The organism is Curtobacterium sp. JUb34 (genome assembly GCF_003755065.1).
In the GTDB taxonomy this organism is placed as follows: Bacteria; Actinomycetota; Actinomycetes; order Actinomycetales; family Microbacteriaceae; genus Curtobacterium.
This window is the reverse complement of the sequence record NZ_RJVH01000005.1, coordinates 1-14,207: the sequence shown is the minus strand read 5'-3', so window position 1 is coordinate 14,207 and position 14,207 is coordinate 1. Positions and strand designations below refer to the sequence as shown.

At 68.7% G+C, this 14,207-nt stretch carries 13 protein-coding genes; 6 read left to right on the top strand and 7 right to left on the bottom strand.

The annotated features are described in order from the left end of the window. Positions 1–61: 61 nt before the first annotated feature. The 4 genes from EDF63_RS16610 (at position 62) to EDF63_RS16595 (ending at position 5,276) form a co-directional block, all read left to right on the top strand. Positions 62–1,009, top strand: coding sequence for a carbohydrate ABC transporter permease (locus EDF63_RS16610; protein ID WP_123314116.1), 948 nt, complete (start codon positions 62–64; stop codon positions 1,007–1,009). Beyond that, entirely contained in the window at positions 1,006–1,977 is a 972-nt protein-coding gene (locus EDF63_RS16605; protein WP_221180584.1) for a carbohydrate ABC transporter permease, read from the top strand. The genes EDF63_RS16610 and EDF63_RS16605 overlap by 4 nt, the downstream gene beginning before the upstream one ends. Positions 1,978–2,024: 47 nt before the next feature. Continuing rightward, a complete protein-coding gene (locus tag EDF63_RS16600; RefSeq protein ID WP_185021482.1) occupies positions 2,025–3,359 on the top strand; it encodes a sugar ABC transporter substrate-binding protein in 1,335 nt (444 codons plus the stop codon). 87 nt (positions 3,360–3,446) lie between these two features. Beyond that, positions 3,447–5,276 carry a beta-galactosidase family protein gene (locus EDF63_RS16595; RefSeq protein WP_123314114.1) on the top strand — a complete coding sequence of 610 codons (1,830 nt, stop codon included), beginning with the start codon at positions 3,447–3,449 and terminating at the stop codon, positions 5,274–5,276. A gap of 93 nt (positions 5,277–5,369) precedes the next feature. Here EDF63_RS16595 and EDF63_RS16590 read toward each other — a convergent pair whose 3' ends face one another. After that, entirely contained in the window at positions 5,370–5,675 is a 306-nt protein-coding gene (locus EDF63_RS16590; RefSeq protein ID WP_123314113.1) for a biopolymer transporter Tol, read from the bottom strand. Positions 5,676–5,719: 44 nt separating this feature from the next. Between EDF63_RS16590 and EDF63_RS16585 the strand changes: the two genes are divergently transcribed. Next, a complete protein-coding gene (locus EDF63_RS16585; protein ID WP_123314112.1) occupies positions 5,720–6,793 on the top strand; it encodes a spore photoproduct lyase family protein in 1,074 nt (357 codons plus the stop codon). Positions 6,794–6,853: 60 nt separating this feature from the next. Here the strand turns inward: EDF63_RS16585 and EDF63_RS16580 are convergent, their stop codons facing one another. The 3 genes from EDF63_RS16580 to EDF63_RS16570 all read right to left on the bottom strand — a co-directional run bounded on the left by EDF63_RS16580 (position 6,854) and on the right by EDF63_RS16570 (position 8,673). Continuing rightward, entirely contained in the window at positions 6,854–7,030 is a 177-nt protein-coding gene (locus EDF63_RS16580; protein WP_123314111.1) for a CsbD family protein, read from the bottom strand. A gap of 106 nt (positions 7,031–7,136) precedes the next feature. Further along, on the bottom strand, positions 7,137–8,237 hold the full coding sequence (locus EDF63_RS16575) for an SDR family oxidoreductase (protein WP_123314110.1): 1,101 nt from the start codon (positions 8,235–8,237) through the stop codon (positions 7,137–7,139). A 37-nt stretch (positions 8,238–8,274) separates the two neighbouring features. Beyond that, positions 8,275–8,673 carry a DUF3253 domain-containing protein gene (locus EDF63_RS16570; RefSeq protein ID WP_123314109.1) on the bottom strand — a complete coding sequence of 133 codons (399 nt, stop codon included), beginning with the start codon at positions 8,671–8,673 and terminating at the stop codon, positions 8,275–8,277. Positions 8,674–8,754: 81 nt separating this feature from the next. On the opposite strand from EDF63_RS16570, the gene EDF63_RS16565 reads away from it, so the two are divergent. Continuing rightward, complete coding sequence (locus tag EDF63_RS16565) at positions 8,755–10,092, top strand: alpha-amylase family protein (RefSeq protein WP_260233147.1); 1,338 nt, start codon at positions 8,755–8,757, stop codon at positions 10,090–10,092. A gap of 77 nt (positions 10,093–10,169) precedes the next feature. Here EDF63_RS16565 and mmsB read toward each other — a convergent pair whose 3' ends face one another. The 3 genes from mmsB to chvE form a co-directional block, all read right to left on the bottom strand. Then, on the bottom strand, positions 10,170–11,351 hold the full coding sequence (mmsB, locus tag EDF63_RS16560; RefSeq protein WP_111086259.1) for a multiple monosaccharide ABC transporter permease: 1,182 nt from the start codon (positions 11,349–11,351) through the stop codon (positions 10,170–10,172). Then, a complete protein-coding gene (gene mmsA / locus EDF63_RS16555) occupies positions 11,338–12,888 on the bottom strand; it encodes a multiple monosaccharide ABC transporter ATP-binding protein (protein ID WP_123314108.1) in 1,551 nt (516 codons plus the stop codon). Before mmsA ends, mmsB begins: the two co-directional genes overlap by 14 nt. Before the next feature lie 102 nt (positions 12,889–12,990). Further along, positions 12,991–14,118 carry a multiple monosaccharide ABC transporter substrate-binding protein gene (gene chvE, locus EDF63_RS16550; protein ID WP_123314107.1) on the bottom strand — a complete coding sequence of 376 codons (1,128 nt, stop codon included), beginning with the start codon at positions 14,116–14,118 and terminating at the stop codon, positions 12,991–12,993. Between the last annotated feature and the right edge of the window lie 89 nt (positions 14,119–14,207).

Sequence of the window (14,207 nt, the reverse complement as noted above, 5' to 3'; positions counted from 1 at the left end):
GATCCGTCCGGGGCTGCGACGTCGACATCGACCACCCGAACGCAGCAGACGAAGGAGTCACATGAGCACGCTCGCAGCGCGGCCCGGCGAAGCAGCCGCAGCGCAGCCGGCAGCACCCCGCCCGGCCGGTCGTCGGACCAAGGCGCGCGGACGCTGGACCGGCTGGCTCTTCGTCGGCCCCTTCGTGGTCGTCCTCGTCGCCATGCTCATCGTCCCGATCGGCTACGCCCTCTGGCTCAGCCTGTTCCGCGACCAGCTCATCGGCGGCAACCAGTTCGTCTGGTTCGCCAACTACGTGCAGCTCTTCCAGGACGCCAAGTTCTGGTCCGGCTTCGGCCGCGTCGCGATCTTCCTGGTCGTCCAGGTGCCGATCATGCTCGGGCTCGCACTCGTCGCCGCCCTCGCGCTCGACAGCGCCCGACTCTGGGGCACGTCGTTCTTCCGCATCGCGGTCTTCCTGCCCTACGCCGTCCCCGGTGTCGTCGCGGCCCTGATCTGGGGCTTCATCTACGGCAACCAGTTCGGTCTCACCGGCGCCGCGAACGATGCCCTCGGCATCGACCTGCTGCAGCCCTTCAGCCCCACCTGGGTCCTGACGAGCATCGGCAACGTGGTCACGTGGGAGTTCCTCGGCTACAACATGCTGATCTTCTACGCCGCACTCCGCACGGTGCCCGGTGAGCTGTACGAGGCCGCCGAGCTCGACGGCGCCGGCCCCCTGCGCACGGTGTTCTCGATCAAGCTCCCGGCGCTCCGCGGCCCGATGGTCATCGCCACGATCTTCTCGATCATCGGCAGCTTCCAGCTCTTCAACGAGCCGAACCTGCTCAAGACGCTCGCACCGAACGTCATCGGCAGCGCCTTCACCCCGAACATGTACGCCTACTCGCTGTCCTTCAGCGGTCAGCAGTTCAACTACTCCGCCACGGTCGCGATCGTGATGGGCGTGATCACCGCGGTGATCGCCTACGTCGTCCAGGTCCGCGGCACCCGCGAGGAGAACCGATGAGCACCATCCAGCACCCCGCCGGGCCCGCAGCGGCCACGGTGACCGAGGCGACCACGACGCAACGTGCGCCGCGCACCCGCTCGATCCGCGCCTCCAGGAAGGCCGAGGAGCACGTGGACGGACGCAAGCCGAAGCGTTCCGGCCTGCTGACCGCGGTCATGGTCGTCTTCGTCGTGTACTCGTTCGCGCCGCTGTTCTACCTGCTCGTGAACAGCACGAAGACGCAGGCGTCGCTGCTGTCGACCTTCGGCCTCTGGTTCGGCGGGGACTTCAACCTCTGGCAGAACATCGTCGACACCGTCACGTACAACGACGGCATCTTCCTGCAGTGGTTCGGCAACACGCTGCTCTACGTGGTCGTCGGTGCGGGTGGCGCCACGCTGCTCGCGACCGTCGCCGGCTACGGCATGGCGAAGTTCCAGTTCCCCGGACGCCGCGCGGTGTTCGCCATCGTGCTCGGTGCCATCGCGGTCCCCGGCACGGCGCTGGCGGTCCCGACCTTCCTGCTCTTCTCGCAGGTCGGCCTGACCAACACCCCGTGGTCGATCATCCTGCCGTCGCTCATCAGCCCGTTCGGCATGTACCTGATCTGGACCTACGCGGTCGACGCGATCCCCGCCGAGCTCCTCGAAGCCGCCCGCATGGACGGCGCCGGTGAGTTCCGGATCTTCTTCACGATCGCGCTCCGCCTGCTCGCTCCCGGTGTCGTCACCGTCCTGCTCTTCGCGGTCGTCGCCACCTGGAACAACTACTTCCTGCCGCTCATCATGCTGAGCGACCCGAAGTGGTACCCCCTGACGGTCGGCCTGAACCAGTGGAACGCCCAGGCCACCGGGTCCGGCGCGCAGCCGATCTACAACCTCGTCGTCACCGGATCGCTCCTCACGATCATCCCGATCGTGGTCGCGTTCCTCTTCCTCCAGCGCTTCTGGCAGTCCGGCCTCGCGGCCGGGTCGGTCAAGGCCTGACACAGCAAGCTCCACCCCCTCTCCACGAAGAAGTGAAAGGCACCCCCATGAACAAGCGTCTCCGGCGCGGGCTCAGCGCCCTCGCCATCGGCGTCACCGCAGCGATCGCCCTCGCTGCCTGCGCGTCCGGCGGCTCGTCCTCCGGCGGTTCGTCCGACGACATCGACAAGGCCCTGAAGGACGGTGGCACCCTGACCTACTGGTCCTGGACCCCCTCCGCCAAGGCCCAGGTCGCCGCGTTCGAGAAGCAGTACCCCAAGGTGAAGGTCAAGCTCGTCAACGCCGGCACCGGCGCCGACCAGTACACGAAGCTGCAGAACACCGTGAAGGCCGGCTCCGGCGCCCCCGACGTCGCCCAGGTCGAGTACTTCGCGCTGCCGCAGTTCGCCCTGTCCGACTCGCTCCTCGACCTGTCCGGCTACGGCTTCGACTCGCTCGAGGACAAGTTCGCGAAGAGCACCTGGAGCTCGGTCTCGATCGACGGCAAGGTCTACGGCCTGCCGCAGGACTCCGGCCCCATGGCGCTGTTCTACAACAAGACGGTCTTCGACAAGCACGACATCGCCGTGCCGAAGACGTGGGACGAGTACGTCACCGCCGCGAAGAAGCTGCACGAGGCCGACCCGAACGCGTACATCGCAGCCGACTCCGGCGACGCCGGCTTCACCACGAGCATGATCGCCCAGGCCGGTGGCACCCCGTTCACCACCGACGGCGACAAGGTCACCATCAACCTGCAGGACGCGGGCACCAAGAAGTGGACCAGCACCTGGAACGAGCTCGTCGAGCAGGGCCTGCTGTCGAAGACGGTCGGCTGGACCGACGACTGGTACAAGCAGCTCGGCAACGGTGAGATCGCCACGATGATCACCGGCGCCTGGATGCCCGGCAACCTGGAGTCCGGCGTCGCCCAGGCCTCGGGTGACTGGCGCGTCGCCCCGATGCCGACCTACGACGGCGGCACCGCCCAGACCGCGAACAACGGCGGCAGCGCCGAGGTCGTCATGAAGCAGTCGAAGAACCCGGCCCTCGCCGCGGGCTTCCTGAAGTGGCTGAACTCGTCGAAGGCGTCGACCGACGTCTTCATGAAGTCCGGAGGGTTCCCCTCGACCACCGCCGACCTCGACTCGTCGGCCTTCCTCGACGAGAAGCCGGAGTACTTCGGCGGCCAGCAGATCAACAAGGTGCTCGTCGACGCGTCGAAGTCCTCGGACAACGACTTCACCTACCTGCCGTACCAGGTGTACGCGAACAGCGTCTACGCCGACACCGTCGGTCAGGCGTACGAGAACGGCACCTCGCTCGACGCCGGCCTCGAGGCCTGGCAGAAGGCCCTCGCCAAGTACGGCAAGGACCAGGGCTTCACGGTCTCGACCAAGTAGGCACCGCACCCTCGGCGGGGCCGTGCGGACACGTCCGCACGGCCCCGCTCCACGCCCGGCTCCGGCCGGCCATGAGAAAGTCACACCATGCGATTCGCCATCGGCGACACCGACTTCCTGCTCGACGGCGAGCCGCACCGGGTCCTGTCCGGCGCGATCCACTACTTCCGCGTGCACCCCGACCTGTGGGCCGACCGCATCCGCAAGGCGAAGCTGATGGGGCTGAACACCATCGAGACCTACGTCGCCTGGAACGCGCACGCCCCGTCGCCCGGGGTCTTCGACCTGACGGGCGGGCTCGACCTGGGCCGGTTCCTCGACCTGGTCGCCGCCGAGGGCATGCACGCCATCGTCCGCCCCGGCCCCTACATCTGCGCGGAGTGGACCAACGGCGGCCTGCCGTACTGGCTCTTCGCCGACGGCACCGTCGGCGTACGACGCGACGAGCCGGGGTTCCTCGCAGCCGTTTCCTCGTACCTGCACGCGTTGGCGCCGGTGCTGGTCCCGCGGCAGATCGACAACGGCGGACCCATCGTCCTGGTGCAGGTCGAGAACGAGTACGGCGCCTACGGTTCCGACCCCGTCTACCTGTCGAAGCTCGAGCAGATGCACCGGGCGATCGGGCTCACCGTCCCCTTCACGAGCGTCGACCAGCCGATGGGCACGATGCTCGAGGACGGCTCGCTGCCGTCGCTGCACAAGACCGGCTCGTTCGGCTCGCGCTCTGTCGCCCGCCTCGAGCGCCTGCGGCAGGCGCAGCCCACCGGCCCCCTGATGTGCTCCGAGTTCTGGGACGGCTGGTTCGACAGCTGGGGTGAGCACCACCACACCACGCCGGCGGCTGCCTCGGCAACGGACCTGGACGACCTGCTCGCCGCCGGCGGCTCGGTCAACATCTACATGTTCCACGGCGGCACGAACTTCGGCTTCACGAACGGCGCGAACGACAAGGGCGTCTACCGTCCGATCGCGACGTCCTACGACTACGACGCCCCGCTCGACGAGGCCGGTCGGCCCACCCCGAAGTTCCACGCCTTCCGCGCGGTCATCGAGCGCTACGCGCCCGTGCCGCCGCTGCCGGCATCGATGGAGCCGGGTGGATCGGGTCGGCTCGCGTCCGATGCTGCGGACGGAGCCGACCGGGAGGCCCGGGTCGTCCCCGCCACGGACCTCGCCGTCCGCCTGGACCGCGTCGCGTCGCTCCGCTCCCTGCTGCCCACGCTCACGACGTGGTCGGCGCACGACGAGCCGCCGACGTTCGACGCCCTCGGTGCGGCGAGCGGCTTCGTCCTGTACCGGGCCGAGGTCGACCTGCCGTCCGGCGGCGTGCTGACCGTCGGCACCGAGGTCCGCGACCGCGCGATCGTGTCCGTCGACGGTGTGGTCGTGGGCGTCCTGGAGCGCGAGCACCACGACCGTGCGATCGTCCTGCCGCCGGTGACCGGCACGCTCGAACTGCTCGTCGAGGACCAGGGGCGGGTCGACTACGGCATCCGCATCGGCGAGCCGAAGGGCCTGATCGGCGGGGTCGCCGTCGACGGGGTCCCGCTCTCGCGCTGGACCGCGTCGCCGTTGGCGCTCGACCCGATCGCCCCGTCCGCACTCGAGGCGCTGTCCGCCGTGGAACCGGCCGACGGCGAGGTGCTCGCCGGACCGACGTTCGCCACCGGGTCGTTCGACCTCGACGCGGTGGACGACCGCTACCTGTCGCTCGACGGCTTCCGCAAGGGTGTCGCCTGGGTCAACGGGTTCTGCCTCGGCCGGTACTGGTCGCGCGGCCCGCAGCAGACCCTGGCGATCCCCGGCCCGGTCCTGCGCTCAGGCCGGAACGACCTCGTCGTCCTCGAGCTGCACGCATCGGCGTCCCGCACGGCGCACCTGCTCCTCGAGCCGGCGTTGGGCCACACCGAGGCGTAGCCGCGCGTACCTGGTCGAATCGGGCGTCCCTGGTCGGAAGTTTCGACCAGGGACGCCCGATTCTGCTTTCCACCGCGGGCGTTATGGGAAGGATCAGTCGCGGTCGAGCGCGTCCAGGTCGGCGAGGGCACGCTCGGCGTCGGCGATCCGATCGGCCTCGGGCCGCGTCCACCACTCCGGGCCCCGTTCGCCGAGGCCGTGCTTCGCCAGGCCGTTCCGGTGCCGCGCCGCAGCCAGTGCTCCGTCATCGTCCGCACGCTTGGCCTGCTTGACGGCGTTCCGCCCACGGCCGAGGTGGCTCCGGAGCGCCGCCGCGATGTCCTCGGGCAGCGCGGGGTCGGTGCGGCGCCAGCGTCGGCCGTCCACGACGAAGAAGTGGTCGTCGGGCTCGGCGGTCATGGTCCGAGTCTGCACCGTCGGTGGTGTCGGGTAGACAGGAGCCGATGAGCAACGACCGCGTCCGCCCGATGCTCGACGTCCGACGCATCTACGCCGAGCCGGCCGCCCTCGAACTGCAGCGCGGGCAGGAGATCCTCGGGCGCTGGCCGGACGCCGAGATCGTCCCGGTCGAGTCGCACTGGAACATCCCCGAGGTGCACGGCGACGAACGGAACGTCCAGCGCTGGGTCCGGATCAAGACCGAGGCGCTCGTGCTCGGCGTGAAGAAGTCGCTGGTCACCCGGCCGAACGGTCGCTCCGCCGACTTCATCGCGCCGTCGACCGCGAACGGCTGCGCCATGGCGTGCGCGTACTGCTACGTGCCGCGGCGCAAGGGCTACAGCAACCCGGTGACGGTGTTCGCGAACATCGACCAGATCACGAAGCACGTCGCACGGAACATCGCGAAGCAGGGACCGAAGACCGAACCGAACCAGTGCGACCCGGAAGCCTGGGTCTACGACATCGGCGAGAACAGCGACTGCTCGGTCGACGCGATGCTCAGCGACAACGTGCGTGACCTCTGCGACCTCTTCCGGATGACCCCGACGGCCAAGGCCTCGTTCGCGACGAAGTACGTCAACCGCGACCTGCTCGACTGGGACCCGATGGGCCGGACCCGCATCCGGTTCTCGCTCATGCCGCACGAGACCGCGAAGGTCACCGACATCCGCACGAGCCCGATCGCCGAGCGCATCGCCGCGGTGAACGACTTCGTCGACGCCGGGTACGAGGTCCACCTGAACTTCTCGCCGGTCATCGTCACCCCGACCTGGGAAGCCGACTGGGCCGAACTGCTGCGGCAGGTCGACGACGTGCTGTCCCCGGCCGCCAAGGCGCAGCTCGCGGCGGAAGTGATCTTCCTCACGCACAACCAACCCCTGCACGAGGTCAACCTCGGCTGGCACCCGAAGGCCGAGGACCTGCTGTGGCGCCCCGACCTGCAGGAGCAGAAGGTGTCGCAGAACGGCGCAGTGAACGTCCGCTACCGGTCCGGCACGAAGGGACAGCTCGTCGAGCGCTTCCGCGAACTCGTCGCCGAGCACCTGCCGTCCTGCCGCATCCGGTACGCCTTCTGAACGCACCGACGGCCCGACGTCAGCAGACGTCGAGCCGTCGGTGCGTTCACGAGCTGGTGCTCACGCGTCGTCGACGGCGTCCTTCGCCTTCTCCGTCTGCATGCGCGCCTCGCCCATGTGCTGGTCCTTCTTGCCCTGGGCGTGCAGCTCCTGGTCGTCGGTGTGCTCGCCGACCTTCTCCTCGACCTTGCCGACGATCTTCTGCGTGGCGTCCTTGGCCTTGTCTCCGAGCGACATGGTGATTCCTTCCGGTGGGGCATCACCGGCGGTCCCGGCGGTGTGCCACCGACAGTACGGACGCGCCTGTACCCCGTTCACTGCGGCGGGACAGGCGCGTCGCTGATCACGGGATGAGGCGGTCGGCCCGGTACCGGGCGAACAGGTCGGCGAACGCGCGTTCGGTCCGGCGGAAGGCCGTGAACCCGGCGTCGCGGCTCTTCCCCATGTCGGTGACGACCTCCATCGCGCGACCGAGGTCGGCGTCGGTGTGCCACCACGAGGCGAGCCGGGTGATGTCCGCCTCTGCCAGACCGTGTCGCTCGGCGATGCCGGCCCACTCGGACTCGTAGGGTGCCATCTGCTGCTCGAGCGGCCGCGGCTCGTCCTCGTAGCCGACCACGCGCGCCGGGTCGACGCCGAGGTGCGCCGCGAGCCGCGGCCACATCCAGCGCCACCGGAAGACGTCGCCGTTCACGATGTTGAAGGCCTCGTCGGCACCCTCGGGTGCGGTCGCTGCCCAGACCATCTGCTCGGCGAGGATCCCGGCCTCGGTCATGTCGGTCAGGCCGTTCCACTGCGCCTCGCTGCCCGGGAACACGAAGTCCAGGTCGAGCTCCTTCGCCAGCGTGGCCTGCACCGCGATGGTCAGGCCCATGTTCATCGCGTTGCCGACGGCGTGCCCGATCACGGTGTGCGAGCGGTGCACCGACCACGTGAAGCCCTGGCGCTCGGCGGCGGCGAACAGCTCGTCCTCCTGCGCGTAGTAGAAGTTCGGGGTGTCGAGTCGGGGCTCTTCCTCGTGGAAGGGCGTGTCCGGCATCTCGCCCGCGGCGTAGGCCTCGAACGGGCCGAGGTAGTGCTTCAGGCCGGTGACGAGGGCGACGTGCTCGAGCGGAGCGTGTGACAACGCGGCCAGCAGGTCGCGGACCATACCGCCGTTCACGCGGATGTTCTCCGCTTCGGTCTCCTGGCGCTGCCACGCGGTGAAGAACACGTGGGTCGGCTGCTCGTCGGCGAGCGCGGTCGCCAGGCTCTCGGGGTCGCGCAGGTCCGCTGCGACGGTCCGGACGCCCTGCTCGGCGAGCGGCCGGCGGGACAACGCGGTCACGTCCCAGTCGAGGTCGAGCAGGTGGCCCACCAGGGCGGACCCGGTGATGCCGCTGGCTCCCACGACGAGGGCTCGGGGCTGGGCGGAGGTCGGTGCGGTCGATCCGGTTGCAGTCATCTCCGTGCCCAACCGACGATGGACGACAGGTGTTCCCTCACCGCGGGCGACGGATACGGATCGGGCCCTTCGCCGTCGAGGGGTCGACGACGGAGCCGCCCTGGGTGATCTCGACCTCGCCGCGGGCCGTCATCCGTCGAGCCGCTCGACGGGCGGGTTCCATGAGCGGCCGCCAGTCATCGGGCTCGAGCGAACGCGCGACCTCGGACGGGCAGATGCTCGAGGTCCGGGCCCGCGCGGCGAGGAGCTCGTCGATGCGCTGTTCGAGGGCCCGGTCGGTGGCGTCGACTCCGTGCTTCCGGCACGCTGCGGAGCAGTACCGCGCTTCCGGGGCCGCGGACGCGGGCATCGTCCGACCGCACGACGCGCACGTGCGCTCGGCGTGCTCCGCCTCGTTCGCCGCAGCGTCCGCTTCCGTTCTGATCGCGCGTCCCATGCCGTCATCTTCGTCCTGCTGCTCCTGTCCGTTCTCAGCACGAGCGCACCCGGCGCGGGTCCGGCTGGCAGCATCGGAGCGGTGACCTCCGACACCGTCCCCGTCCGTCAGCCCGAGCCTTCCTGGATCGAGCACGTCATGTGGTGGCACGTCTACCCGCTCGGGTTCGTCGGGGCGGACGTCCGACCCGGTTCTGCTGTCGAGGAACGCGCCGTCGAGCACCGCCTCGGCCGCATCGAGCCCTGGCTCGACCACGTCGTGGACCTCGGCCTGAACGGCCTGGTGCTCGGACCGGTGTTCGCGAGCTCGACGCACGGCTACGACACGGTGGACCACTTCCGCATCGACCCCCGGCTCGGCGACGACGCCGACTTCGACCACCTGGTCACCGCCGCGCGGGAGCGGGGGATCCGGGTCCTGCTCGACGGCGTCTTCAACCACGTCGGCCGCGAGCACCCGGCGTTCCGGGCGCTCGAGGAGCGGGGGCCGGACGCAGCGACCGCTGACCTCTTCGCGATCGACTGGGCGGGGTGGACCCCGGGGCAGCCGGTGCCCGTCGGGTTGTTCGAGGGGCACGACATCCTCGTGGCGCTCGACCACGACAGCGCAGCGACCGAGGACCTCGTCGTCCAGGTGATGACGCACTGGCTGGAGCGGGGGATCGACGGCTGGCGCCTCGATGCTGCGTACGCGGTGCCGCCGGCGTTCTGGGCCAGGGTGTTGCCGCGGGTGCGGGAGCGGTTCCCGGACGCGTGGTTCAGCGGCGAGGTGATCCACGGCGACGCGGCGGCGATCGCCCGGGAGTCGACCATGGACTCGTTGACGCAGTACGAGTTGTGGCAGGGGATCTGGCACGGCATCGCGGACGGCAACGGCCACGAGTTGGCGCACGCGATCGAGCGGCACGACGCCCTGCTCGAGACCTTCGCCCCGACGACCTTCATCGGCAACCACGACGTGACCCGCGTCGCGAGCGCCGTTGGGGAGCCGTTCGCCGGCCACGCCGCCGCGGTGCTGTTCACCGTCGCCGGCACGCCGATCGTCTACGCGGGCGACGAGTACGGCTGGACCGGGGTGAAGGAGGAACGCGAGGGCGGCGACGATGCCGTCCGACCGAAGTTCCCGCCCACACCACCCGCACCGGGCGCGCTGACGCACGCGTACGAGGCGCTCATCGCCCTGCGCCGCCGCAACCCGTGGCTGCACCGGGCGCACACCGACGTCGTCCACCTGACGAACACCGCGGTCGTACTGCGCACCGCGACGTCGGCCGCGGCCGTGGTGACCGCCCTGAACCTGTCGGCCGACCCCGTCGAGGTTCCCGCAGCCGACGCGACGCAGGTGGAGGCGGGCGGTGCCGATCTCGGGGACGGGACCATGCGCCTCCCGGCCCGGGGGTGGGCGGTCCTGTCCCGCTGACGCACGAAAGCGACAGAAGTGCGCGGATGTTCCGCAGCACTCTGTCGCTTTCGCGGGGGTGACCCCGGACCGACGCCCTACTTGCGCGCGGCGGCCGCCCGACGCTTGTTGAACACGTCGAACGCGACGGCGGCGAGCAGGACCAGGCCCTTGATCAGGGACTGGTACTCGGTGCCGACGCCGAGGATCGACATGCCGTTGTTGAGCAGGCCGATGATGAGGCCACCGACGATGGCGCCCGGGACCGTGCCGATGCCGCCCGTGACCGCCGCGCCACCGATGAACACCGCGGCGATGGCGTCGAGCTCGAAGCCGTTGCCCGCACCGGGGGCCGCCAGGTTGAGCTGACCGGTGAAGACCACGCCGGCCAGGGCCGAGATGACACCCATGTTGACGAAGAGCATGAACGTGACGCGCTTGGTCTTCACGCCGGACAGCTGCGCGGCCAGGGCGTTGCCGCCGATGGCGTAGACGTGGCGGCCGAACACCGCGCTCCGCATGATGACCGAGTAGATCACCACGAGGGCACCGAGGATGACGAGCACGATCGGGGTGCCGTTGTAGCTCGCGAGCAGGAGGGCAACGTAGACGACCAGCACCACGCCGAAGACGAGCTTCACGATGAACCAGGCGAACGGTTCGCTCTCGAGCTGGTACTTGCGGCGGGTGGCGCGGCCGCGGAACGCGGTGACGGCCATGACGGCTGCGGCGGCGAAGCCGAGGATCATCGTGAGCGGCTCGTAGCCGGTGGTGCCGAACGACGGCAGGAAGCCGGACCCGAGGGCACGGAACCCGTCCGGGAACGGCGAGATCTGCTGGTTGTGCAGCACGATCTGCGCCGCACCGCGGAAGGCGAGCATGCCGGCCAGGGTGACGATGAACGCCGGGATCCCGAAGTAGGCGATCCAGAACCCCTGCCAGGCGCCGACGAGCGCACCGACGACCAGGCAGAGCACGACGGCGATCGGCCACGGGATGTGCCACTGCGTGATCATCACGCCGGCCATCGCGCCGGTGAAGGCGACGACCGACCCGACCGACAGGTCGATGTGCCCGGCGATGATGACCATCACCATGCCGATGGCGAGGATGAGGATGTAGCTGTTCTGGACGATCAGGTTCGAGACGTTGATCGGGGCCAGGGTGATGCCGTTGGTCGTCACCTGGAAGAAGACGACGATGACGATCAGCGCGATGAACAGGCCGATCTGTCGGAGCTGCCCGGTGAGGTAGCCGGCGGCGGACTTAAGCGCGTTCATTGACAGGGGTCTCCCGTTCCTGGGTCATGTACTGCATGAGGACCTCTGGGGTGGCCTCGGAGCGGGGCACATCAGCGGTGATGGTGCCCTCGGAGAGCGTGTAGATGCGGTCGCAGATGCCGAGGAGCTCCGGGAGCTCCGAGGAGATCACGATGACCCCCTTGCCCTGGTCCGCGAGGCTGTTGATGATCGTGTAGATCTCGTACTTCGCACCGACGTCGATGCCGCGGGTCGGCTCGTCGAGGATGAGCACGTCGGGATCGGTGTACATCCACTTCGACAGGACGACCTTCTGCTGGTTGCCGCCGGAGAGCTTGCCCGTGACGACGTCGACGTTCGGTGCCTTGATGTTGAGGTTCTTCAGGAACTGCCCGGCGACCGTGGTCTCCTCGGACGCGTTGACGAAGCCCCAGTTCGCGAGCTTCCCGAGCGCCGACCCGGAGATGTTCCGCTTGATGTCGTCGATCAGGTTCAGGCCGTACCGCTTGCGGTCCTCGGTGACGTACGCGATGCCGTGGTCGATCGCCTGTGACACCGTGTGGGTCTTGATCGGCTCGCCGCGCTTGTAGACGGTCCCGCTGATGCCGGATCCGTACGACCTGCCGAACACGCTCATCGCGAGTTCGGTCCGCCCGGCGCCCATCAGTCCGGCGATGCCGACGATCTCGCCGGCCCGCACGTTCAGGTTGACCTGGTGGATGATCTCGCGCGACCCGTCGAGCGGGTGGTGGACCGTCCAGTCCTCGATCCGCAGGAGCTCCTCGCCGATCCGGGGATCGTGCTCGGGGTACCGGTTCGACAGGTCGCGGCCGACCATGCCGCGGATGATGCGGTCCTCGGACACGTCGTCGGCGTGCATGTCGAGCGTCTCGATGGTCTTGCCGTCGCGGATGATCGTCACCTTGTCGGCGATCGCCTTGATCTCGTTGAGCTTGTGGCTGATGATGATCGCCGTCATGCCCTCGGCCTGCAACGAGCGGATGAGCTCGAGCAGGTGCGCGGAGTCGTCGTCGTTCAGGGCGGCGGTGGGCTCGTCGAGGATGAGGAGCTTGACCTTCTTCGACAGTGCCTTCGCGATCTCGACGAGCTGCTGCTTGCCGACACCGATGTCCACGATCTTCGTGACCGGGTTGTCCTTGAGGCCGACGCGCTGCAGGAGCTCGGCGGCGGCGAGGTTCGTCTTGTTCCAGTCGATGAAGCCGCCCTTGGACCGCTCGTTGCCGAGGAAGATGTTCTCGGCGATCGACAGGAACGGGCTCAGCGCGAGCTCCTGGTGGATGATGACGACGCCCGAGGCCTCGGAGTCGTTGATGTCCGCGAACGAGACCGGTGCGCCGTCGAGCAGGATCTGCCCCTCGAAGGAGCCGTGCGGGTAGACGCCCGACAACACCTTCATCAGGGTCGACTTGCCGGCGCCGTTCTCGCCGCAGATGGCGTGGACCTGGCCACGCTCGACCTCGATCGAGACGCCCTGCAGGGCCTTCACGCCGGGGAACGTCTTGGTGATGTCACGCATCTCGAGGATCGTGTCCGTCACGTCGACCGCCTTCCGTGGTGCGCGCCGTGGCGCGCGGATGGGGCGGACGGGAGGCACGGGGCGGGGTCGACCCGTGCCTCCTGTCCGACAGGTGGGTTGCGACTACTTCAGGTCGGCTTCGGTGTAGTAGCCCGAGTCGACGAGGACTTCCTTGTAGTTGTCCTTCGTGACGACCGTCGGCTGGAAGAGGAAGGTCGGGACGACCTTGACCTTGTTGTCGTAGCTCTTCGTGTCGTTGACCTCGGGCTTCTTGCCGGTGAGCAGGTCCTCGGCCATGGTGACCGACTGCTTGGCGAGCTTGCGCGTGTCCTTGTAGATGGTCGAGTACTGCTGACCGGCGATGATCGACTTGACCGACGCCGCCTCGGCGTCCTGGCCCGTGACGGTCGGCAGCGGGCGGTCGCTGGTGCCGTAGCCGGCACCCTGCAGCGCCGAGATGATGCCGATCGAGATGCCGTCGTACGGCGAGAGCACGCCGTCGAGCGTGGTGCCGCCCGAGTAGGACTTCGCGACCAGGTTCTGCATGCGGGCCTTGGCGGTCGCCGGGTCCCACTGCTGCGTGGCGGCCTGCGAGAGCTGGTCCTGACCCGACTGGATCTTCAGCGTGCCGTCCTCGAGGTACGGCTTGAGGGTCTTCATGGCGCCGTTGAAGAAGAAGCTGGCGTTGTTGTCGTCGAGCGAGCCGGCGAAGACCTCGATGTTGAACGGGCCCTTCTCGCCGGTCTTCTCGCCCTTGTCGTCGAGGACGCCGAGGCCGGTGAGCAGGCTCGTCGCCTGGTCGACGCCGACCTTCTCGTTGTCGAACGACACGTAGTAGTCGACGTTCTTGTTGCCCGTCAGCAGGCGGTCGTAGGAGATCACCTTGATGCCGGCCTTGGCGGCGGCGTCGAGCTGGTCGGAGAGTGCTCCGCCGTCGATCGACGCGATGATGAGGACCTTCGCGCCCTTCGTGATCATGTTGCTGACCTGCTGGGCCTGCTGCTGGACCTTGTTGTCGCCGTACTCGAGGTCGACCTTGTAGCCGGCCTTCTCGAGGTCGCTCTTGACGGCGTCGCCGTCCTTGATCCAGCGTTCCGACACCTTGGTCGGCATGGCGACGCCGACCAGGGCGCCCTTGTTGTCGGTGCTGCCGCCGCCGTCGGTGGACGCACGGCCACCGGCCGAGCAGCCGGCGAGTGCGATCGCGATGCCGAGGGCTGCAACGCCCGCGATGATCCTGCGCTTCGTCATCGAAGTACCTCTGTTCCTCTCGCGTCGTCCTCGACGCGCTCAGGTGCCGGGGCTGCTGTGCCCCGAGGGATGTGCTCGTGTGAGCGCTC

Excerpts from the sequence above, each read along its gene's own strand:
- EDF63_RS16590 (WP_123314113.1), bottom strand. The coding sequence starts at position 5,675 with ATGACCGCCGAGCCCGACGACCACTTCTTCGTCGTGGACGGCCGACGC.
- EDF63_RS16600 (WP_185021482.1), top strand. The coding sequence starts at position 2,025 with ATGAACAAGCGTCTCCGGCGCGGGCTCAGCGCCCTCGCCATCGGCGTC.
- EDF63_RS16610 (WP_123314116.1), top strand. The coding sequence starts at position 62 with ATGAGCACGCTCGCAGCGCGGCCCGGCGAAGCAGCCGCAGCGCAGCCG.
- chvE (WP_123314107.1), bottom strand. The coding sequence starts at position 14,118 with ATGACGAAGCGCAGGATCATCGCGGGCGTTGCAGCCCTCGGCATCGCG.
- EDF63_RS16585 (WP_123314112.1), top strand. The coding sequence starts at position 5,720 with ATGAGCAACGACCGCGTCCGCCCGATGCTCGACGTCCGACGCATCTAC.
- EDF63_RS16575 (WP_123314110.1), bottom strand. The coding sequence starts at position 8,237 with ATGACTGCAACCGGATCGACCGCACCGACCTCCGCCCAGCCCCGAGCC.
- EDF63_RS16595 (WP_123314114.1), top strand. The coding sequence starts at position 3,447 with ATGCGATTCGCCATCGGCGACACCGACTTCCTGCTCGACGGCGAGCCG.
- EDF63_RS16605 (WP_221180584.1), top strand. The coding sequence starts at position 1,006 with ATGAGCACCATCCAGCACCCCGCCGGGCCCGCAGCGGCCACGGTGACC.
- EDF63_RS16570 (WP_123314109.1), bottom strand. The coding sequence starts at position 8,673 with ATGGGACGCGCGATCAGAACGGAAGCGGACGCTGCGGCGAACGAGGCG.
- mmsB (WP_111086259.1), bottom strand. The coding sequence starts at position 11,351 with ATGAACGCGCTTAAGTCCGCCGCCGGCTACCTCACCGGGCAGCTCCGA.
- EDF63_RS16580 (WP_123314111.1), bottom strand. The coding sequence starts at position 7,030 with ATGTCGCTCGGAGACAAGGCCAAGGACGCCACGCAGAAGATCGTCGGC.